This is a genomic window from Acinetobacter sp., assembly GCF_050285345.1.
GTDB lineage: Bacteria > Pseudomonadota > Gammaproteobacteria > Pseudomonadales > Moraxellaceae > Acinetobacter.
On the sequence record NZ_JBLZXR010000150.1, the window covers coordinates 1 to 19,752 of the forward strand.

Below are 19,752 nucleotides of genomic sequence, written 5' to 3' on the forward strand. Positions count from 1 at the left end.
GAAAAATTTAGCCCAAATTTAACCTGACAGGCACACTAAAAAATGGGTAACTGTCAGATCGGATTTGAGCTAGTACACATAAAGGTAGATATGGTTATCGACGAATTACCTTAGCTTTAAAACAGCAAGGAATTACGCATAATCACAAATTAATTGCCAAACTCATGAAAATTCAAGGTTTAACATCATTAATTCGACGTAAGAAATACAATTCTTACAAAGGTACATCGAACAAAATAGTTAAAAATAAACTCAAACGTAGATTTAAAGCGAAACACTCGAATATGCGTTGGCTGACAGATATAACGGAATTTAAAGTTGCGGATACGAAGCTGTATTTATCCCCAATTTTAGACTGTTACAACAATGAAATTGTGAGTTATACACTTTCCAGACGCCCAGTATTTGCATTTGTTAAAGACATGCTTGATCAAGCAATAGGCCAATTACCCAGCATACGCAAATATAAGCTTATGCTACATTCCGACCAAGGTTGGCATTATCAAATGAGTCAGTTTAGGAAGATTCTTAAACAGAATAATATTAAGCAGAGTATGAGTAGAAAAGGAAATTGTTGGGATAATGCTTTGATGGAGAATTTCTTTGGGACATTAAAATCAGAGACGATTTATCTTGAGAAACCCAAAAGTATCGAGGAATTAGAACAACAAATTCATGATTACATCCATTATTATAATCATGAAAGAATACAACTAAAATTAAAAGGATTGAGCCCTGTTCAATTCAGAACTCAATCCTATTGTTAACTAAACTGTCCAAGATTTGGGGTTCAGTTCAAAAGGGAGGTTTTTTTTATTCCTTATTTATTATTTGATCTGATAGTGCACATCACAGTGTATAGAGTTAAGAAGAATTAAATAAAATGATGATAAATATCATAAAAAAAACCAGCCGAAGCTGGTTTTTTAATTCTTACTTTTTATTTCGCTCTAAAGCAGGATCTTTAATTTCAACATAGGCATTGTTGCGAATTTCACGTAACCAGCTATCTAATTCAGTATCGAATTGACGTTCACCTAAAATTTGACGTGCCATGCGCTCTTGCACTTCATGTGTCATGTCTTGCTGACGTGTATCTGTCACTTGGAGAATATGCCATCCAAATTGCGATTGGAAGGGTTTACTAAACTCTCCCTTCGGTGTTGCTTTCATTTGTGCTTCAAACTCAGGAACCATGACACCCGGGCTAACCCAACCTAAGCTACCACCATTGGTAGCAGAACCTGTGTCATTTGAAAAAGTTGAGGCAAGTACGGCGAAGTCTTCACCTTTTTGGAGGCGAGAATACAAACTGTCAATCATTTGCTTCGCATTTTCTGGGCTGACCACTTCAGATGGTTGAATCAAAATGTGGCGGGTTTGATATTGTGGAACAATGGCTTTTTGTTCAGCACCTTTGCGATCAATTAGTTTTAATACATGCACACCATCACGCACGGTGATTAGTTCAGTGGTTTGGCCTACTTGCAATGGCGCAACGCGTGCAGCGAGTTCATCTGGGATTTCAGATAAATTACGGAAGCCCATGTCAGCAGCATCTACTCTAATATCTTTGCTGCTGAATTTGTTGCTCAGTGCTTTGACATCGTTGGTATTGGCAAGTTCTTTACGTACATCTTCAGCAACTTTAATGGCATTTTCATTACCTGAGACACGAATATGTAAGACGTGTACTTGGTTGCCAAGTGCTGCTTGACCTTGTGGTGAACTTAAGAAGTTTTTTACATCTTGTTCACTAATTTGAATGCGTGAAGTGACCAATTGTTGGCGTAGACGTTGTAATGCGATATCTTCTGCAATGCGTGCACGTAAAGAAGCATAGGTATTAGGTGCGGCAGCATCAAGCTTTTGTTGGAATGCTTCAAGGCTTGAGTAACCTGAATCTTTAGCTACTTTTAATACAGCTTCATTCAATGCTTTTTCATCTGCTTTAACGTTGTAGCGTTTCAATTGTTCAAGCTGCGCCTGACGAGTAATCAGTTGCTCTAAAGCCTGTTGCTGTAAATATTCAACTGGTGGAACAGTTTGTTTCTTAGACTGAAGTTGATGAGTAATCTCGGCAATGCTTTGATCTAAATCACTGCGTAGGATCACGCTATTGTCAACAACAGCTACAATTTCATCTTTAGGTTGCGCAGCAGCAAAAACTGACATTGAAGTAGAAAGGCAAAGTGCCAAGGCTGACGCTTTAAAAATTTGTTTTAACTGTTTTGTCTTCATTAACGTTCTGTCCAAGATTGATTAATATTGTTAAAACCTAAAACTCGGTTTTCAAGCAAAGAGGTTAATTTATTGTTGAAACCACCTAAACCTTTCAAGGTGATTTCAGCCATAATGGCGCGTTTTGGTTTTACATCTGAAGATGTGACATTGTCTAAATCGTTATAGTACGAGCGGCCATACACCGAAACACCCCAACAGCATGACTCATAGTTCACCCCAAGCAAGTATTCGCGCGCAACGCTATTGTCGAGGTCGTATTGGGCATGGCCGATAATGCGCCAGTTGTTGTGTACAGGTTGAATGAATGATGCAACAGCCTGATCATAACTATCTTGACGGTTAGGAATGTCTTTACGATAGAAATAACCGACATTGTATAAATTGCCTTTATTTCCAGCATAATACATTTGGATATCGCGCTGTGCGTTATCCCCATTCGACATCCAAGCAGAGTTTGCATTAACGCTAATACGGTCAGAGAGTTGACTAGATAAACTGACAACTGGGCCGGTGCGGCTTTCACGGTCAAATTCATCGGATTCATGATTTAAGGTTACGCGGCGATCTTCAAAGTAGAAACTTTGACCGACACTTGCCTTTAAACGTTCCAGACCCACATCATCAAATAAGCTATAGCTTAGGCCGAGGGAAGCAAAGTTATTGTCTTCTAAGCGGTCATTGCCATAGAAACGGCGTGGGCTGAACAATTGATCATAGTTAATTGAAGCAGTTGTTGTGTCAAAATTCGGGTTGTTGTCTTGATTTTCATATGGTGAATACGCATAGAAGAGGCGTGGGGTTAAAGTTTGTAAGAAACGACCTTCTTTTTCTAAAACAATACCTGTATCCAACGTAAATTGAGGAACAACAATTGATTGACTTTCATTCGATGAATTAATGTTTTGTGCATTGATTGTATCTTGGTCGTAAATTGTATTTAAATTACGAATAGATACTTCCGGAATCACAAATGACCATGGGTTGCGATAATTGTAACGCACACTCAAATCGTTATAAATACGTGTGCCGCTAGGTTGGTAAATGCCTTGATTTTCATTATTAGGAGTTTGACTACCAACATTATTTATATTCTTTTTAAAATATGCCGTATCATTATTAAACTCGTATTGTAAGCCTAAAGGATTACCTGTTTTATAGTTTAATAAGAATTGAGGTAAACGTGCATAAGGACGGTCTTCATCACTTACGGTTTTATCCAAAGTTTGGAAATCTTCAACTTTAAGTTGAGCTTTTAAGCCCGGGATACCATTGCGATAATTCAGCTCCCAAGCACGACGTAAGTTAAGATCAGTTTTTGAGTTTGGATTGTTATTTAGGTCTGAAAAATAGTCTTTATCTGATGCGTAGTTATATTCAAGATTGGTGGTGAATTGATCGTTGATTTTCCAGTTATGTAGAAAATGCAAGTCTTTACGATCTTGATCATCATATTTTTGGTCGGAGGGTAAATAACCACCCCAGATCATGCCTGAACCGAAGTTTTCAGTCAGATAGCGAAACTCACCTTCCATCATTGGGCCACGGTCTGCAATATAGCGTGGCGTTACGGTGGCATCATAGTTTGGCGCAAGGTTGAGATACACCGGAACAGCAAGTTCCACACCACCATCATTGGTAAAACCAAAACTTGGGGTCAAGATACCTGTAGTGCGACGGTCATCAATCGGAAAGTTGAAATACGGTACAGCCATGACCGGCACATCTTTGACATAAAGTTTTGTACCTTTGGTCTCACCACGTCCTGTTTCTTGATTGAGCTTAATTTTATCCGCTTGGATTTTCCAAGTTGGTTTTTCATTCGGTGGGCAGGTGGTGTATTCCGCATTTTCAAGTTCAAGTGTTTCTGTCGATGTGCGGGCAATTTTTTCTGCACGGCCATGTGCATGTTGCGCTTCAGCAATAAAGAAACTGTTATTTAAATCGCCTTGTTGGGTTTTTAAGTTGTAATCAATTGAATCACTTTGTGAAATAAGCCCAGACTGTGCCATTTGCACACGGCCAGATGCATTGGCATAGGTTTGGGTTTTATCAATTTTGATTTGATCTGCACGAATTTGACGACCTTCTTGGTCAATGACTACGTTGCCTTCCAACACCGAGTCGCCATTCGGGTCAAAGTGACCATAATCTGCTGTAATAGTCGATGTTGCTTCTTCAGCTGCAACTGCTTTGGTGGTTGGTGCGATAGGTGTAATCCACGTGCCACTACAAAAGGCTGAACTTAATTGATTGGTATTTCGAAGTTGTGCTTCAGGCGTAGATTTGTCGACATAATATTGTTCAAAAAACTGCTGGCCCGGGTAAGCCTCAGAAATTGTCTGCTTCAGTTGTTCTGTTTCGTCATCCGTAGACGCGTTTGTCGCAGGTGCTGCATAGCTTGGTAACGAGCTACCACATAGAAGGGTTAAGATCGCAGTCGCTAAAGGATTAAATTTAAACTGATGCTTCATTTGTCTCATTAACCAGGTATGCTTAATCGCAATTAATTATTGTCGCATCATAGAGAAAAAGTTGATAAGTAGCTACACTTAGCACTTTAAAAACTCAGCCTGTATTAGAATTTATCGCAAATGAATACACAACGTGAACAATTGATACAAACATGGATTTCATCTGTACTTGGTTCAGATCAATTTGAAATTAACTTTCTAGCAGGCGATGCAAGTTTCCGTCGTTATGCACGAATCAAGTTGAATAATAAAACATTTATGCTGATGGATGCACCACCAGAAAAAGAAGATTGTGTGCCTTTTGTGACGATTGATGAATTTTTTGATGCGAATGGCGTTCGTGTACCCCATATTGTGGCAAAAGATCTAGAGCAAGGCTTTTTATTGCTGGAAGATTTTGGTGATGTTTTACTGTCGACGTTGCTCAATGATCAAACAGTAGACGCACATTACGCACAAAGTTTTAAACAGTTGATTCAATTACAGTCAATTGATGGTGTGAACCACTTTCCAGAATATGCTTATGAAAAGCTGATTTCTGAAATGGAGCTTTTAACTGATTGGTTATTGCCTTCATTACAAATTCAACTAACTACCGAAGAGTCGGCTTTAATTAAGCGTACCTTTGCGATTTTAGCCAATGCTGCCTTGGCACAACCACAAGTCATCGTGCATCGTGATTTCCATAGTCGTAATTTAATGATGCTCGATGGTGAGCAAGATCAAGGTGTCATTGATTTCCAAGATGCAGTGATTGGTGCGGATACTTATGACCTTATTTCAATCACTCGAGACGCTTATGTGCAGTGGAATGCTGAACGTGTGTATGGTTGGTTTAAAGTGTTTTATGACTTGTTACCTGCGTCGGCAAAAGAAGGTCGTGACTTTGAACAATTTAAACAAGATGCTGACCTGATGGCGATTCAACGTCATATCAAGATTTTGGGTATTTTTGTTCGTTTGTTTGAGCGTGATGGTAAATCAGGCTACTTGAAAGATTTACCTCGTGTGATGTGGTATTTACTTGAAGAAAGTAAGCCGTATGCAGAACTACAACCATTTATGCAGTTTATTCAAGCTAAAGTATTGCCGAAATTTGAAGCTAAATACGGTAGTTACGAGGTTGTTGCATAATGAAAGCCATGATTTTAGCGGCGGGTCTAGGCAACCGGATGCGTCCTTTAACATTATATAAGCCCAAGCCTTTGCTTGAAGTGGGTGGAAAGCCACTGATTGTTTGGCATATTGAAAAACTCAAAAAAATTGGCGTGACTGAAATTATTATCAATTCTGCTTGGCTAGCCGATGTGTTGATTGGCGCCTTAGGTGATGGTTCTAAATTTGGCGTTACTATTCGCTGGACACGTGAAGCAGAAGGTTTAGAAACAGCAGGTGGCATTATTAATGCTTTACCTTTGCTTGGGACAGAGCCATTTATTTTGGTGAATGGTGATGTTTGGACAACTTTTGATTTTTCATCCTTACTGAATGTGAACTTAGGTGCAGATCTTGCACATCTTGTTTATGTCACTAATCCTGCTCAACATCCCAAAGGCGATTTTATCTTGGCAAATGGGCGTAGTTATACCTTTGAGCAAGGACAACAAGGTGAGGCACTGACTTATAGTGGCGTAGCGGTCATTAACCCAAAAATGTTTGATGGTTTGGATGCAGGAAAACGACCTTTAGCTCCATTATTAAAAAATGCGATGCTAGACGGAAAAATTTCTGCAGAAAAAATGCAAGCAGCTTGGGTAGATGTTGGCACACCTGAGCGATTAAGTGATCTAGATCTACAGATTCGTCAGGGCATGTACGCTTAAGTGCATATTCGCTAAGCGTTAGCTACTGTTCCACGGCTTAGAAATCGGTATACTTCAGTTAATTTTTATTGAGATGTCTTCTTTATGCATCCTTTTTTTCAAGACTTAAAGCAAGGTAGTCAGAAGCTTGGCTTAGATTTGAGTGAAGAAGCATTAAATCTATTGCTGAAATACCAAGATGCCTTAGTGCTGTGGAACAAAGCGTATAACTTAACCGCAATTCGTGATCCGAAAGAAATGCTGGTCAAGCATTTATTGGATAGCCTAAGTATTCTCAATGATTTGCCTGCAGGTCGATTATTGGATATTGGTACGGGCGGTGGTATGCCGGGCATGATCATTGCCTTGTGTCAGCCAGAACGTGAATGTGTTCTATTGGATGCAAACGGTAAAAAAATTCGATTCTTAAAACAATTTATTGCTGACTTAAAACTAAAAAATGTCATTGCAGTACAAACACGCGTTGAAAATGAAAACAGTATTCATGAGCTCGGTCAGTTCGATGTCATCACCAGTCGTGCATTTGCATCATTAACGGATTTTGTCGATGCATCGAAACCGTATATGCATGAGCAAAGCATCATTGCTTCAATGAAAGGTTTAATTCCTGAAGAAGAAGTCGAGATGCTCAAAACTGAGTTCAAAATTGATATTGTCGCGTTAAAAGTTCCACGTCTGGATGAACAACGCCATTTAATCTTTTTAAAACGTATTTAAAATTTTCAAAGGACTGGGGTTACCATGGCTCAAATTATTGCGATTGCAAACCAAAAGGGTGGCGTAGGTAAAACCACAACTGCTGTAAACTTAGCAGCTTCATTGGCCATTTTAAAAAAACGAGTTTTACTTGTGGATATGGATTCACAAGGGAATGCTACGATGGGGTCGGGCATTCAAAAAAATGATTTGTTGTACTCTGTTACGGATGTGCTGCTTGGCGAAGTGCCGATTGAAACTGCCATTTATAAAGCAGAAGTGGGTTATAAGGTTTTAGGTGCGAACCGAGATTTGGCGGGTGTAGAACTGGCGATTGCGGATCAGGATGGTCGTGAGTTTATTTTGCGTGAAGCTTTGGCACAAGTTGAAAAAGACTTCGATTATATCATTGTCGATTGCGCACCAAGTTTAAGTCTTATTACGGTGAATGCCTTGGCTGCTGTACGCAGTGTATTAATTCCGATGCAGTGCGAATACTATGCCTTGGAAGGCTTGGCAGATTTAACCCAGACCATTGATCGTATCCAACAAGCACTCAACCCAGATTTAGAAATCGTTGGTGTACTACGCACCATGTACGATGCGCGTAATGCCTTAACCCGTGATGTCTCTGCTGAGTTAGAACAATATTTCGGTCAGAAACTTTACGATACGGTGATTCCACGAAATATTCGTTTGGCCGAAGCGCCTGCGCATGGATTGCCGGTAATTTATTTTGAAAAAAGCTCGAAGGGTGCAGTTGCCTACCTTAATCTGGCAGCTGAAGTGTTGAAAAAAACCAAAGTAAAAAAAGGAACTAAAGCATGACCGTCAAAAAACGCGGACTGGCTAAAGGTCGTGGTCTGGATGCCTTACTCGGTTCAATCCAAAAAGAAAAACTACAGCTCGAAGCAAAAGCTTTAGATCATGGTCAGCTTAAGCAGATTGATGTTCATTTATTGAAACGTGGTGAATATCAGCCACGTCGTTTCATTAAAGAACAGGATTTACAAGAGCTTGCAGCATCGATTGAAAAACATGGCGTGATGCAGCCGATTGTGATTCGTCCAGTAGAAGACGAAAAACATCCTTATGAAATTATTGCCGGTGAACGTCGTTGGCGTGCTGCACAATTGGCAGGCTTGACTGAAGTTCCGGCAATTGTTCGTGACTTGAGTGACCAAGTTGCCATTGCCTTGGCTTTGATTGAAAACATTCAACGTCAAGATTTGAATCCAATCGATCAGGCGATGGCTTTACAGCGTTTTCATGATGAATTTGGTTTAAGTCATCAAGAAATTGCCGATACCGTCGGTAAAGCACGGACCACCATCAGTAACTTATTGCGTTTATTGTCTTTGGAAGATCAAGTCAAAGAGTTTATGCAGCAAGGCTTGCTCGATATGGGCCATGCACGTGCAATTTTAACCTTGAAAGCCAAAGATCAGCTTAAAGTGGCTGAAATGGTGATTGAAAAAAGTATGTCTGTACGTCAAACCGAACAATTTGTTCGTGATTTGAATGCACCAAAACAACAAAAAACCAAAGCATCTGTTTCATCAGACATACAACAATTGACGCAACGTCTTTCTGATCGTTTCAGTGCAGATGTGAAAATTGATCATAATAAACAAGGGAAGGGCAAGCTGGTGATTAGCTACCATACCCTTGAAGAGTTGGACGGCATTTTAAATATTTGTCTGGCTGAATAATTTTTTAATTTGAATTTATTGGGGAAAATCAAATGTGGGAATTAGTCAAAGCGGGTGGGTGGTTAATGATCCCACTCATTATTTGCTCGATTTTTACCGTAGCGATCACGATTGAACGTTTTATTCGTTTAAAAAAATCAATGGTGCTACCAAATGACTTGATGATGCATGCCAACGCATCGGTTAAAGATGTGGTGCAGCAACTAAAACAAAGTCCAGCACTACAGCAAAGTACACTCGGTCGTGTGCTTGATGCTGGTTATGCAAGTAAAGCTCAATCAGAGCAATATGCGCGTGCGCAAATGGAAGTGACTGCTTCGCAAGAAATTGGTTATTTGGAAAAAAATATCAACTTCTTAGGAACGTTGAGTGCTGTAGCGCCATTATTGGGGCTTTTAGGTACGGTGATCGGTATCATTGAAGCCTTTTTAATGATTGATATTGGGACCAATAGTGACCCAGTATTGATGATGCCGGGGATTTCAAAAGCTTTGATCACGACTGCGGCAGGGATGTTGATTGCAGTGCCGGCATTATTTGCTCACCGTTATTTCCAACGTTTGGTTCAAGAATATGTTGCAGAACTTGAGCAGCAGTCTACGTTGTTCCATGCAGCCTTGTTTTATCAAAAAACGCCTGAAGTAGAATATCAGGACATTCAGAAAGCTAGCTGAATGGAGACTGCGCATGAAATTTAAACGTCGTCAGGTTGAAGATGTGCATATCAACCTTACTCCGATGATTGACTGTCTGATGTTTATTTTGGTGTTCTTGTTGCTCTCGACCACCTTTAATCAGATGAGTCGTATGAACTTGACCTTGCCAGATGCACAGGGTGTACCGCCAAAGAACTATGATCAGAAGGTGGAAGTGGTGGTCGATTCGACTGGGCATTACTCAGTGAATGGTCAGTCGCTCGCCAGCAAAGAAGTTTCTGATTTAAATACGGCAATTAAACAGATTTCCAATGATCGTCGTGATTTAATGTTTGTGATTGCCGCAGATGCAAAAGCAACACATCAAGATGTGATTCGGGTGATGGATGTTGCAGGTCAGCTTGGATTTGTTAATGTCAACATCAGTACCAAAGTACCAACTCGAGGTTATTAGTGAAGCACGATTTTAAGGTCTACCTACGCCTATTAAGTTATTTAAAACCTTTTTGGGGCATCGGCCTGCTTGTATTGTTGGGTTTCAGTATTAATGCGGCGACAGAGGTTTCTGTCGCAAAGCTTTTAGAACGCATTATTGAAGCGATTCAAAACAAGGATCAAAGCTTTACCGCGCTATTTCCATTATTGGTGGTGCTGTTAATGTTCTTCCGTGGTGTAGGTTTGTTCATGGGAGGATATTTCACCGCGGTTATTTCACGAAATTTGATTTTTAATATTCGTCAGTTGGTATTCGCTAAATTAATGCGCCTACCTTCACAATATTATTTAGATAATTCGAGTGGTCATATCACTGCGAAAATTATGTACAACGTTGAGCAGTTGACGGCTGCATCATCTGAGTCAATCAAAACGATTGTACAGCAAGGTTTGATTACGATTGCGCTGTTGGGATATCTGTTCTATTCCAACTGGCGTTTAACCCTATGTATTTTGATTTTTGGCCCAATTATCGGGGTGATTATTCGTAAAGCTGCTAAACGCATGCGTAAATTATCTATGCAAGTTCAAAGTACTATGGGGGATGTAAACCATATCGTACAAGAGACAGTGCAAGGGAATTTGGTGGTTAAAGGCTTTGCTGGGCAAGACTACGAACAAAAGCGCTTCCATGACAGTTCAATGGAGAACTTGCGTCGCGGTTTAAAAATGGTGGTGGTACAGCAGTTAAACAGTCCGATTGTACAGTTGATCATGTCCATTGCGCTGAGTATTGTGATGTTTATTGCATTACGTCCACAGATAATGGGTGATACTTCTGCCGGTGAATTTGTGGCCTATATTACTGCGGCAGGTATGCTCAGTAAGCCGATTAAAACCCTAACAGATGTCAACGAAAAATTGCAACGTGGTATGGCGGCAGCTTATTCAGTATTTGAATTGCTGGATATGCCAGAAGAAGTGAATAACGGCACACTCACACCTGTATTGAAAGGTAATATTGAATTTAATAACGTTAATTTAATTTATGCCGATGGTCATCATGCGATCCATGACTTTAATTTAAAAGTCAAAGCGGGTGAAACTGTAGCCTTAGTTGGGCGTTCAGGTGCAGGCAAAACTTCGTTGGTTAATCTATTGGTACGCTATCAAGATGTGAGTTCGGGTCAATTGCTGCTTGATCAGCAGGATATTCAAGATATTGAGTTAAATAGTTTGCGAACTCAAATTTCCATGGTTAACCAACAAGTCGTGCTATTTAACCGCACAGTGCGTGAAAATATTGCCTATGGCCAGTTGGAAAATTCCACCGATGAGCAAGTGATTGCCGCAGCAAAAGCAGCATTTGCACATGACTTTATTATGGAGTTGCCGCAGGGTTATGACACGCCACTGGGTGCACAAGGCTTGAATTTGTCAGGTGGTCAGCGTCAGCGTATTGCGATTGCGCGTGCCATTTTAAAAAATGCACCGATCCTTATTTTGGATGAGGCAACCAGCGCACTCGATAACGAATCTGAATATTATATTCAAAGAGCATTTGATGCGGCGATGCAAGATCGAACCACGATTGTCATTGCTCATCGCTTATCGACCATTGAAAATGCAGACCGTATTGTGGTGATGGATAAAGGGCGTATTATTGAACAAGGTACGCATGTGGAATTAATCGCACACAAAGGTGCTTACTTCCAACTTCATCAGCGTAATTTTGAGGAAAACTAAGCCATGTCAGTTGCACAAATGATTCAGGATGCTTGGAATAGTCAGGCAAAGTGGCTCATTGTGTTTCGACCGTTGTCGTGGTTATATCGCGCTGGTTTCTTGCTTAATCATAAGCTCTATCAATTGAGCTATAAATCGAGTTATAAAGCACCGATTCCTGTAATGGTGATTGGTAATATTACCGTTGGTGGTAGTGGAAAAACCCCTTTACTGATTCACTTGGTGAGTTATTTAACTAGCCTCGATATCCGTGTCGGTGTGATCAGTCGTGGTTATGGTGGTAAAGGTCCATTTCCCGCTTATGTGGATTTAGAATCCAAAGCCGATGTGGTGGGCGATGAGCCAACCTTAATTGTCCAGTCAACAGGTGTGCCGATGGCGGTTGGGCCTAACCGCCAACACAGTATTGAATTGTTGCTAGCTAAGCATGAATTAGATTTCATTATTTGTGATGATGGCTTGCAGCACTGGGCTTTACAGCGTCAAATTGAATGGATTGTGTTGGATAATAACCGAGGCTTGGGCAATGAAAAGCTTTTGCCAGAAGGTTATTTACGTGAGCCAAAAAGTCGTTTGGCGACAGGTACAGTGATTGAACATGCAGAACATCCGACTTTAGCGTTGAATATGCATTTGGAATCAGCAGCGCCGTATTTATTAAATAAAGATATTTTCTCAGAATTTAATCCAAATAAAGTGTTTTATGCGGTGGTGGGTATAGGCTTTCCTCAGCGCTTCTATAACACGCTCGAAAGCATGGGTATTTATCAATTTCAATGTCATGAATTTCCCGATCATTATGAATATGAATTGGATGATTTACAGTTTGAAGATAGCAATCCAATCATTACCACCGAAAAAGATGCAGTTAAAATTTTAGCATTACTGAAAAATAATCCAGATTTTAAAAGAGAAATATGGGTTGTTCCTGTAGATGCAGTGTTATCACCTGCATGTTATGAAACTTTGCATCAGCAGTTGAAACAACTGGGTCTAAAACTTCCCGAAGGCATTTAATTTATGAAACATATTGTTATTCCTGCGCGTTTTTCAAGTTCACGTTTGCCGGGTAAACCTTTACTTGAAATCCATGGTCGTCCGATGATTTTGCGTGTAGTTGATCAAGCGAAAAAAGTCGCAGGATTTGATGGTTTATGTGTTGCGACAGATGATGAGCGTATTGCAGAAGTTTGCCGTGCTGAAGATGTTGATGTGGTGTTAACCTCTGCGGATCATCCATCGGGTACAGATCGCTTAAGTGAAGTGGCACGTATTAAAGGTTGGGCAAGTGAAGATATTATCGTCAATGTACAGGGTGATGAACCCTTACTTCCGGCACAATTGGTGAAACAAGTGGCGCAGTTGTTAGAAGACCAACCTGCTTGTTCGATGTCAACGCTATGTGAGCCGATTCATAGCCTTGATGAATTTCAGCGTGATAGCATCGTCAAAGTGGTGATGTCAAAACAAAACCAAGCTTTATATTTCAGTCGTGCAACCATTCCATACGATCGTGAGGGAGTAAAACAGGCTGAGCAAACTTTGCATGACCAAGCCTATCGTCACCTTGGTTTATACGCCTATCGTGTGAAGCTGTTACAAGAATATGTATCTTGGGATATGGGGCTTTTAGAAAAGCTGGAAAGCCTTGAGCAATTGCGTGTGCTAGAAAATGGACGCCGTATTGCTATCGCTGTTGCTGAAGCAAATTTACCGCCGGGTGTCGATACCCAAGCCGATCTCGATCGTTTGAATCAAATGGATGTTTCAAACTTCGAATAAGGTTGATTGATATATGCAAAATGAAATTGTGGCGCAAGTTTATCCTTGGCAGCAGACGATATGGGAAACCTTAACAGGACGTTTTCCGCGGTTGGGTCATGGTGTATTGCTGTATGGGAAAAAAGGCTGTGGTAAAGAAGCCTTTGCTAAGCAATTTCTAGCATGGGTGCTGTGTCAAAAACGTGATGAATTAAAACAACCTTGTGGTGAATGCGGCAGTTGTCAGTGGTTGAGGTCAAATACCCATCCAAATTTTGTCCATATTAGTACTGATGAAGACAATAAAAAGCAAAACGCCAAAATCAAAATTGAAAAAATTCGAGATTTGTTGCCATTTGTTCAGCAAACGGTCGATGGTTGGCGCGTTGTGCTGATTGAACCTGCTGAAGCACTCAATATTGCATCTGCCAATGCTTTGCTGAAAACGCTGGAAGAACCGGGCGAGCGGATTGTAATTATTTTACTGGCAGAGCATTATCTAAAATTACCAGCTACGATTCGCAGTCGTATGCAGCACTATGCTTTAGATCGAATTGATCCGGCAATGTCGCAAGATTATTTGCAGCAACATTTAGCGGACAGTGGTGAAACACAGCGTCAGGTTTTAATGAATCTGGCCAATCAAATGCCCTTGCAAGCGATAGAGTTGGCAAATAGTGAATGGCTGAATTTACGCCAAGAATTTTTACAAGATTGGCAAAAATTAGTCATACAAAAAAATATGCCGATGGCAATTGCGACGAAGTGGAATAAAGCACTGAGTTTTAGTGATTTTAGTCAAATGTTTGAATACTTGTTGTCCGATATAATTTGTGTCAAGCTAAATCAGTCGATTAAAAATATTGATTTGGATTTTGGTGCGTTGGCGGAGCAGTACACGCTAGAAGCACTTTTTAATATTTATACTGAATTGCAGCAGTCGAAGCGGTTTATTGAGCAGAACGTACAGGGGAATCTGGTCGTAGATGAACTTTGCATCAAACTGATGAATATTTAGAAAAAGGGGAATCATGATGCAACCACGTATGGGCGGGATTATTCACGCCAATATTCCTGATGTAGAAACCTTATTCGCAAGTTATATGCCTTATGTTGTAGGTGGTGGGATATTTGTACCTTCGAAGCAACCTGTGAAAATGGGAGAAGAGGTTTTTCTACTTGCAACCTTGCCAGAACAATCGATTAAAATTCCACTTACAGGTAAAGTGGTTTGGATCTCACAAAAACAAAATGGCATTAAGCCACAAGGTTTTGGAATCCAATTGGCGGGTGAAAAGGGCGTTTATTTCAAAACTGAAGCAGAACGTTTACTTGCAGGACTTAAATCTGAGGGCCGCAGAAGTTACACTATGTAGTTACAACAGTGAAGACTTGTAGGTACATATTGTGTTTGTAGATACCCATTGCCATTTAACCATGCTAGACCTAACACCATACGATGGTAATTTAGATTTAGCGTTGGATCAGGCTCGTCAAGCCGGGGTCTCAAAATTTATGAGTATCTCGGTTGATCTAGACGACCATATTGAACTTGCGAAAATTGCAGCACGTCATACCGATGTGGGTTATTCAGTTGGGGTACATCCTTGTGAAGATCCAGCAACGATGGCACGTGCGACGGTCGATTATCTTGTGGAACTTGCTCAACCTGAAAAAGTATGGGCGATTGGTGAAACAGGATTGGATTATTTTCATAGCACCGATTTTATTGCAGAACAAAAAGACTGTTTTGCACGTCATATCCATGCGTCACAAACCGTCAAAAAACCTGTAGTTGTACATACCCGTTCGGCAAAGCATGATACCGTTGATATTATCCGAGCGGAAAAATCAACGCATGGAATTTTGCATTGTTTTACGGAAGATTGGGAAACGGCAAAAGCAGTTTTAGACTGTGGTTATTATGTGTCGTTTTCGGGCATTGTTTCCTTTAAAAATGCGCAAGATTTGCGTGATGTGGCGAAGCAAGTGCCACTGGATCGGGTACTGATTGAAACCGACAGTCCATACCTTGCACCAATGCCATATAGAGGAAAGTCTAATGAACCAAAATACGTTCCTTATGTAGCCAAAGCTTTAAGTGATGTATATGATAAGTCAATTGAAGAGATGGCTTTCATAACCATGCAAAACTTTGAAAACCTCCTCAATCTGAAATAAATAATTTGAATTGATATAAAAGTAAGAGAGTATAGGGTGAAGATGGATCGTCAGGCTCAGTTTCGAGCAAGAGAAGCTTTAATTTTCCAAGTCGCTGAACAATTACTCTTGGAAAATGGCGAAGCAGGGATGACGCTTGATGCGTTAGCGGCAGAGCTCGACCTTGCAAAAGGAACCCTGTATAAGCATTTCCAGAGTAAGGATGAATTATACATGCTGCTGATTATTCGTAATGAGCGCATGTTATTGGAAATGATTAAGGATACGGACAAAGCCTTTCCAGAACACCTTGCTTTCTTTATGTTGCATCATTTGCATCACCCAGAACGTACGGTGCTGTTTCATCAAATTGAAGAACGCTTATCAACGACAGGTGTGGGGATTCAGCACTTGTTTAGCGAACTGTATCAGGTGCGTAAACAGCGTCTGCGTTTAATTATTCGCATGACCGAGCGTTATCTGGAGTCGATTCAAAGTCACATGCCAGTACGTGATTATTTAGCTTCAATTTGGTCGTTGACTCACGGTGCGGCCGCGATTTTGAATTCAAGTTTTTATCAGCGTTATTTAGGTTCTCGCGATACTTTGCGTGTGGCCTATATCGATCAAGCGCTCGCAATGCCAAAACAAATCCATGCGGTTGCTCAATTCGCTTAAAGGCTGCTTATGAACACAGCATCACCCTCATCGGTTCGTGGCTTCACCCTCGTAGAATTGATGGTGGTGATTGTGATTATGGGCATTATGGCTTCATTGGTGTTATTGAATATTGGTGGAGTCGATCAGCGTAAAGCGATGCAAGCGCGTGAAGTTTTTATCTTAGATATGAAACGAATTTTACGCGAAGCCAATGATCAATCCAGAATCTTGGCATTAGAACAAAAAAATGCCACAGATGTGAATTCAAGTCTTTATCATGTGCAGGAATATTTGCCTGAGCAAGAACGCATGCAAGCCAGTCTGTTCAATCAAAATAATAAATGGCAAAACTATAAAGATTTTTCGGCACGTACATTACCTGAAAATGTCACATTTAGCATTCAAGCTTTAGATCAGCACTATCAAAATGCCGAGAATGCAGATTTGCTAAATAATAATGCGCCCAAATTAATTTGGTTGGGAAATGGTGAAGTCAAACCCGTTCGCATCCAGTTCTTTTTTGAAGAAAGGCCGATTGGGAGTGAAATTGAAATTGATCACCTAGGTAAAGTGAATGCAGGCTAAAGGATTTACCTTACTTGAGGTCATGGTCGCACTCGCGATATTTGCGACAGCAGCCATGGCACTGACCAATGTTGCGATGCAATATACGCAATCAACTGCACATGCCATTTTAAGAACCAAGGCGCAATATGTGGCCTTAAATGAAATTGCCTTGATGGAAATTAATCGTGAGTGGATGTCAGGAACGGCATCGAAGCAAGTCACACAGCAAGGCGAGCGTTGGCAAATTGATAAAAAAGCCCAAGCTACGATTAGCCCGAATGTGCAACGTATTGATGTGCAGATTAGTCTGTTAAATGCAGATACTGGCAATGTTGAAGCAGGGATTACCAGTTTGGTATTCTTTAATCATAAGGTTGAAGAATAATGCAGCCAAAAACTAAAAAAGCTCCAACTCACTCTCGTTATCGCTCATCGAGCACAGCTTTCGGACTTGCAGCACGTTCGCGTGTTACTCGAATTCATCGTGTCTCAGGTTTTACCTTAGTGGAGCTGTTGGTTGCCATCGCAATTTTTGCAGTGCTGTTGGCATTAGGCTGGAAAGTGTTTGACTATGTGTCCAAGGTCAAAGAACGCAATGCCACACATGAAGAAAAATTAAGCCAGTTACAAGAAGCCTATCAGCAAATCCTTCGTGATACGATTCAGGCGGTTCCATTAACCGCGAATATCAACGGAGATATTCAACCGGCATTGGTATTGCAAAACGGTCGCTTTAATTTCAGTAAATCTGGAGTGACGGATCCACTGAATCAAGGAATTGCACCGGATGAGCGTGTGGAATATCAATATAAAGCAGATGAAAAGAAGCTCTATCGTTTAAAGTTTCGAAATTTAAACCAAACTGGACATGATCAGCCTGATTCGAGTGTTTTACTCGAAGGTGTTGAACAATTTAAAATTAGCGTACTTAATCCAAACGAGCTAGAAAGTTGGCCTGATTCTTCTATGGATTTAACCAATGATCAGACCTTACAACAACTACCACGTGGGATAAAAATAAGTTTAACGGTTAATGGTACAGATTACGAATGGCTCTATAGTTTATTGAACACGGACTATTTATTGGATCAGAAAAAATAATGAATACAACATATTGCTGTAGAGATTAAGGCGAAATTTATGAAAAAGCAGCAGGGTATTGCATTACTGACAATATTGATGATGGTGGCACTGGCCACTATTGTTGCTGCGAGCATTGCCAAACAGCAAGCCAACACCTCAGAAAATACTGCCTATGTCATGCGCCAAAATCAGTCCATGCTCTATGCCAAAAGTGCGGAAGCTTTCTTTTCTGAACTGTTGGTCAATGATGCAGAAAATGCAGGTCAAGTTGATCATCTACAAGAAAGTTGGGCACAACCGATGCCTGCATTTCCTGTCGAAGATGGCTATGTATCGGGTGTACTCAAAGATGAATCTGGAAAATTTAACCTCAATAGCTTAGTGAGTGAGCAAGGTGAGGTTAATGAGAAAGCTAAACTCTGGTTTGAAAAAATCTTGCAACGTGTCGGATTGCCTGCTGAACTCAGCCAAGCTGTGATCGACTGGCAAGATGAAGATGATGAAAATGCAGGCCCGATGGGTGCGGAGTTGACCTATTACCGTGGACTACAAAACGCTGCACTACCTCCAAATGCCAAATTTCATAGCGTGGAAGAATTGAAATCTGTGCGTGGCTTTGATGGAGGTAAATATAAGCTGATTGAACCTTATCTCAGTAGCTTACCTGCACATGAAACCACAGTGAATATTAATACTGCTCCAGCTTTTGTTCTTGCCAGTATGGATGAACGTTTAGATGTCAATGCGGTCGAGCAAGCATTGCAGCAAAAAGCCGCTAAATTTGAATATTTTGAAAATGTTGCAGATGTGTGGACAATCGAACCTTTTTCACAGGTGAGTCAGGAAAGTCGAGAACTTGTGAATGATCAGCTTGGTGTGCAGTCAAATTATTTTAAAGCACAGATTGAAGTCATGTTGAATGAACGTAAAAGACAATTTAGCAGTGATTTGGTACGAAAAGACAAAGACGTTTATGTGACCTATCGCAGTATGGCGCCATTTTAAAGTGTTTATCGACCTTAATTTTCTTGATGGGTTTAGCCAATCTTGCTGAACTGCAAAATTAATGCTTATTCCTTTGCTTTTGCTTTATAATCGAGAAGAACCCATAGATTATTTGATTGCATTACGACATATGTTAATTCGCAAGTTATTTAAGTTTGAAAATGCGCATATCGTGCGTAATTGCACGTCAGACCGCTGCAAGCGTTCCATTCATGGACACAGCTATAAAGTTGAATTGTTGCTTAAAGCATCGAAACTCGATCATGGACAAATGGTCTACGACTTCGGCTTGCTCAAAGGTGTGATTAAAGACTTATTTGATAGCTTTGATCATGCAATTTGTTTTTGGCAGCATGATAATGCGGAATATATCCAAGCCTGCAAACAATTCAGTGCCCGTTGGGTAGCTTTACCTGTTTCACCGTCTGCGGAACAGTTTTCACGAATTTTCTTCTATTTAGCACAGCAAGTGCTGAAATCGACCGAAACCCAAAATGGTGAAGGCGATGTAGAAGTGTATTCTGTGATTGTGCATGAAACAGATACCGGCTATGCGCAAAGCTTTTTAGAAGATATTGATAATCAACAAATGGGTTTATTGCAGCTCGATCAAATTGTGTTTTCTGAACAGGTTCAAGCTGAATGGAATGACACGCAAATGTATGAAAAATTAAAGCAAGGTCAGAAGTTCTTGAACCCAGCAGTTGATTTGCAAGTTAAACTTTAAATTGAA

The 19,752-nt window shown here is 40.5% G+C and carries 21 protein-coding genes and 1 pseudogene; 20 read left to right on the forward strand and 2 right to left on the reverse strand.

The window, feature by feature from the left end; all coding sequences use genetic code 11:
- Positions 1-86 precede the first annotated feature (86 nt).
- Positions 87-767 (forward strand): annotated as a pseudogene (locus ACN6OV_RS12970) (IS3 family transposase); the annotation flags it as partial.
- Positions 768-933: 166 nt separating this feature from the next.
- Here the strand turns inward: ACN6OV_RS12970 and ACN6OV_RS12975 are convergent.
- On the reverse strand, positions 934-2,241 hold the full coding sequence (locus ACN6OV_RS12975) for a peptidylprolyl isomerase (RefSeq protein WP_427953580.1): 1,308 nt from the start codon (positions 2,239-2,241) through the stop codon (positions 934-936).
- On the reverse strand, positions 2,241-4,715 hold the full coding sequence (locus tag ACN6OV_RS12980) for an LPS-assembly protein LptD (RefSeq protein ID WP_427953581.1): 2,475 nt from the start codon (positions 4,713-4,715) through the stop codon (positions 2,241-2,243). The genes ACN6OV_RS12975 and ACN6OV_RS12980 overlap by 1 nt, the downstream gene beginning before the upstream one ends.
- Positions 4,716-4,835: 120 nt before the next feature.
- Here ACN6OV_RS12980 and ACN6OV_RS12985 point away from each other — a divergent pair, with 120 nt between their 5' ends.
- The 19 genes from ACN6OV_RS12985 to ACN6OV_RS13075 all read left to right on the forward strand — a co-directional run bounded on the left by ACN6OV_RS12985 (position 4,836) and on the right by ACN6OV_RS13075 (position 19,746).
- The gene (locus tag ACN6OV_RS12985) at positions 4,836-5,849 is read left to right on the forward strand and encodes an aminoglycoside phosphotransferase family protein (protein WP_427953582.1); all 1,014 of its coding nucleotides are present in this window, start codon (positions 4,836-4,838) and stop codon (positions 5,847-5,849) included.
- Entirely contained in the window at positions 5,849-6,538 is a 690-nt protein-coding gene (murU, locus tag ACN6OV_RS12990) for an N-acetylmuramate alpha-1-phosphate uridylyltransferase MurU (RefSeq protein WP_427953584.1), read from the forward strand. Before ACN6OV_RS12985 ends, murU begins: the two co-directional genes overlap by 1 nt.
- An 84-nt stretch (positions 6,539-6,622) precedes the next feature.
- On the forward strand, positions 6,623-7,255 hold the full coding sequence (gene rsmG, locus ACN6OV_RS12995) for a 16S rRNA (guanine(527)-N(7))-methyltransferase RsmG (protein ID WP_078193674.1): 633 nt from the start codon (positions 6,623-6,625) through the stop codon (positions 7,253-7,255).
- Positions 7,256-7,279: 24 nt separating this feature from the next.
- Positions 7,280-8,062: a ParA family protein gene (locus ACN6OV_RS13000; RefSeq protein ID WP_078193673.1), complete on the forward strand. Its 783-nt coding sequence runs from the start codon at positions 7,280-7,282 to the stop codon at positions 8,060-8,062.
- A complete protein-coding gene (locus tag ACN6OV_RS13005) occupies positions 8,059-8,946 on the forward strand; it encodes a ParB/RepB/Spo0J family partition protein (protein WP_427953587.1) in 888 nt (295 codons plus the stop codon). The genes ACN6OV_RS13000 and ACN6OV_RS13005 overlap by 4 nt, the downstream gene beginning before the upstream one ends.
- Positions 8,947-8,978: 32 nt before the next feature.
- Positions 8,979-9,620, forward strand: coding sequence for a MotA/TolQ/ExbB proton channel family protein (locus ACN6OV_RS13010; protein ID WP_427953589.1), 642 nt, complete (start codon positions 8,979-8,981; stop codon positions 9,618-9,620).
- Positions 9,621-9,633: 13 nt separating this feature from the next.
- Positions 9,634-10,056, forward strand: a complete 423-nt coding sequence (locus tag ACN6OV_RS13015) for an ExbD/TolR family protein (protein ID WP_180106242.1) — start codon at positions 9,634-9,636, stop codon at positions 10,054-10,056.
- The gene (msbA, locus tag ACN6OV_RS13020) at positions 10,056-11,783 is read left to right on the forward strand and encodes a lipid A export permease/ATP-binding protein MsbA (protein ID WP_427953591.1); all 1,728 of its coding nucleotides are present in this window, start codon (positions 10,056-10,058) and stop codon (positions 11,781-11,783) included. Before ACN6OV_RS13015 ends, msbA begins: the two co-directional genes overlap by 1 nt.
- Positions 11,784-11,786: 3 nt before the next feature.
- A complete protein-coding gene (gene lpxK / locus ACN6OV_RS13025; protein WP_427953593.1) occupies positions 11,787-12,800 on the forward strand; it encodes a tetraacyldisaccharide 4'-kinase in 1,014 nt (337 codons plus the stop codon).
- A gap of 3 nt (positions 12,801-12,803) precedes the next feature.
- Positions 12,804-13,565, forward strand: coding sequence for a 3-deoxy-manno-octulosonate cytidylyltransferase (gene kdsB, locus ACN6OV_RS13030; protein WP_427953595.1), 762 nt, complete (start codon positions 12,804-12,806; stop codon positions 13,563-13,565).
- Between the two features lie 13 nt (positions 13,566-13,578).
- On the forward strand, positions 13,579-14,562 hold the full coding sequence (locus ACN6OV_RS13035) for a DNA polymerase III subunit delta' (protein ID WP_427953597.1): 984 nt from the start codon (positions 13,579-13,581) through the stop codon (positions 14,560-14,562).
- A 16-nt stretch (positions 14,563-14,578) separates the two neighbouring features.
- The gene (locus ACN6OV_RS13040) at positions 14,579-14,920 is read left to right on the forward strand and encodes a PilZ domain-containing protein (RefSeq protein WP_427953639.1); all 342 of its coding nucleotides are present in this window, start codon (positions 14,579-14,581) and stop codon (positions 14,918-14,920) included.
- A gap of 31 nt (positions 14,921-14,951) precedes the next feature.
- Entirely contained in the window at positions 14,952-15,725 is a 774-nt protein-coding gene (locus ACN6OV_RS13045; RefSeq protein WP_427953599.1) for a TatD family hydrolase, read from the forward strand.
- A gap of 42 nt (positions 15,726-15,767) precedes the next feature.
- Complete coding sequence (locus ACN6OV_RS13050) at positions 15,768-16,382, forward strand: TetR/AcrR family transcriptional regulator (RefSeq protein ID WP_427953601.1); 615 nt, start codon at positions 15,768-15,770, stop codon at positions 16,380-16,382.
- A 9-nt stretch (positions 16,383-16,391) separates the two neighbouring features.
- The gene (locus ACN6OV_RS13055; protein WP_427953603.1) at positions 16,392-16,949 is read left to right on the forward strand and encodes a type II secretion system protein; all 558 of its coding nucleotides are present in this window, start codon (positions 16,392-16,394) and stop codon (positions 16,947-16,949) included.
- Positions 16,939-17,316 carry a type II secretion system minor pseudopilin GspI gene (gspI, locus tag ACN6OV_RS13060; RefSeq protein WP_427953605.1) on the forward strand — a complete coding sequence of 126 codons (378 nt, stop codon included), beginning with the start codon at positions 16,939-16,941 and terminating at the stop codon, positions 17,314-17,316. The genes ACN6OV_RS13055 and gspI overlap by 11 nt, the downstream gene beginning before the upstream one ends.
- Positions 17,316-18,032, forward strand: a complete 717-nt coding sequence (gene gspJ, locus ACN6OV_RS13065) for a type II secretion system minor pseudopilin GspJ (RefSeq protein ID WP_427953607.1) — start codon at positions 17,316-17,318, stop codon at positions 18,030-18,032. The genes gspI and gspJ overlap by 1 nt, the downstream gene beginning before the upstream one ends.
- A 39-nt stretch (positions 18,033-18,071) precedes the next feature.
- Positions 18,072-19,019, forward strand: coding sequence for a type II secretion system minor pseudopilin GspK (gene gspK / locus ACN6OV_RS13070; protein ID WP_427953609.1), 948 nt, complete (start codon positions 18,072-18,074; stop codon positions 19,017-19,019).
- A gap of 130 nt (positions 19,020-19,149) precedes the next feature.
- Complete coding sequence (locus tag ACN6OV_RS13075; RefSeq protein WP_427953611.1) at positions 19,150-19,746, forward strand: 6-pyruvoyl trahydropterin synthase family protein; 597 nt, start codon at positions 19,150-19,152, stop codon at positions 19,744-19,746.
- Positions 19,747-19,752 lie beyond the last annotated feature (6 nt).

Coding starts and splice junctions, on each gene's coding strand:
- gspJ (WP_427953607.1), top strand. CDS start 17,316: ATGCAGCCAAAAACTAAAAAAGCTCCAACTCACTCTCGTTATCGCTCA.
- rsmG (WP_078193674.1), top strand. CDS start 6,623: ATGCATCCTTTTTTTCAAGACTTAAAGCAAGGTAGTCAGAAGCTTGGC.
- gspK (WP_427953609.1), top strand. CDS start 18,072: ATGAAAAAGCAGCAGGGTATTGCATTACTGACAATATTGATGATGGTG.
- ACN6OV_RS13015 (WP_180106242.1), top strand. CDS start 9,634: ATGAAATTTAAACGTCGTCAGGTTGAAGATGTGCATATCAACCTTACT.
- ACN6OV_RS13075 (WP_427953611.1), top strand. CDS start 19,150: ATGTTAATTCGCAAGTTATTTAAGTTTGAAAATGCGCATATCGTGCGT.
- ACN6OV_RS12980 (WP_427953581.1), bottom strand. CDS start 4,715: ATGAAGCATCAGTTTAAATTTAATCCTTTAGCGACTGCGATCTTAACC.
- ACN6OV_RS13035 (WP_427953597.1), top strand. CDS start 13,579: ATGCAAAATGAAATTGTGGCGCAAGTTTATCCTTGGCAGCAGACGATA.
- ACN6OV_RS13040 (WP_427953639.1), top strand. CDS start 14,579: ATGCAACCACGTATGGGCGGGATTATTCACGCCAATATTCCTGATGTA.
- lpxK (WP_427953593.1), top strand. CDS start 11,787: ATGTCAGTTGCACAAATGATTCAGGATGCTTGGAATAGTCAGGCAAAG.
- ACN6OV_RS12975 (WP_427953580.1), bottom strand. CDS start 2,241: ATGAAGACAAAACAGTTAAAACAAATTTTTAAAGCGTCAGCCTTGGCA.
- ACN6OV_RS13055 (WP_427953603.1), top strand. CDS start 16,392: ATGAACACAGCATCACCCTCATCGGTTCGTGGCTTCACCCTCGTAGAA.
- murU (WP_427953584.1), top strand. CDS start 5,849: ATGAAAGCCATGATTTTAGCGGCGGGTCTAGGCAACCGGATGCGTCCT.
- gspI (WP_427953605.1), top strand. CDS start 16,939: ATGCAGGCTAAAGGATTTACCTTACTTGAGGTCATGGTCGCACTCGCG.
- ACN6OV_RS13000 (WP_078193673.1), top strand. CDS start 7,280: ATGGCTCAAATTATTGCGATTGCAAACCAAAAGGGTGGCGTAGGTAAA.
- ACN6OV_RS13010 (WP_427953589.1), top strand. CDS start 8,979: ATGTGGGAATTAGTCAAAGCGGGTGGGTGGTTAATGATCCCACTCATT.
- ACN6OV_RS13050 (WP_427953601.1), top strand. CDS start 15,768: ATGGATCGTCAGGCTCAGTTTCGAGCAAGAGAAGCTTTAATTTTCCAA.
- ACN6OV_RS13005 (WP_427953587.1), top strand. CDS start 8,059: ATGACCGTCAAAAAACGCGGACTGGCTAAAGGTCGTGGTCTGGATGCC.
- ACN6OV_RS12985 (WP_427953582.1), top strand. CDS start 4,836: ATGAATACACAACGTGAACAATTGATACAAACATGGATTTCATCTGTA.
- kdsB (WP_427953595.1), top strand. CDS start 12,804: ATGAAACATATTGTTATTCCTGCGCGTTTTTCAAGTTCACGTTTGCCG.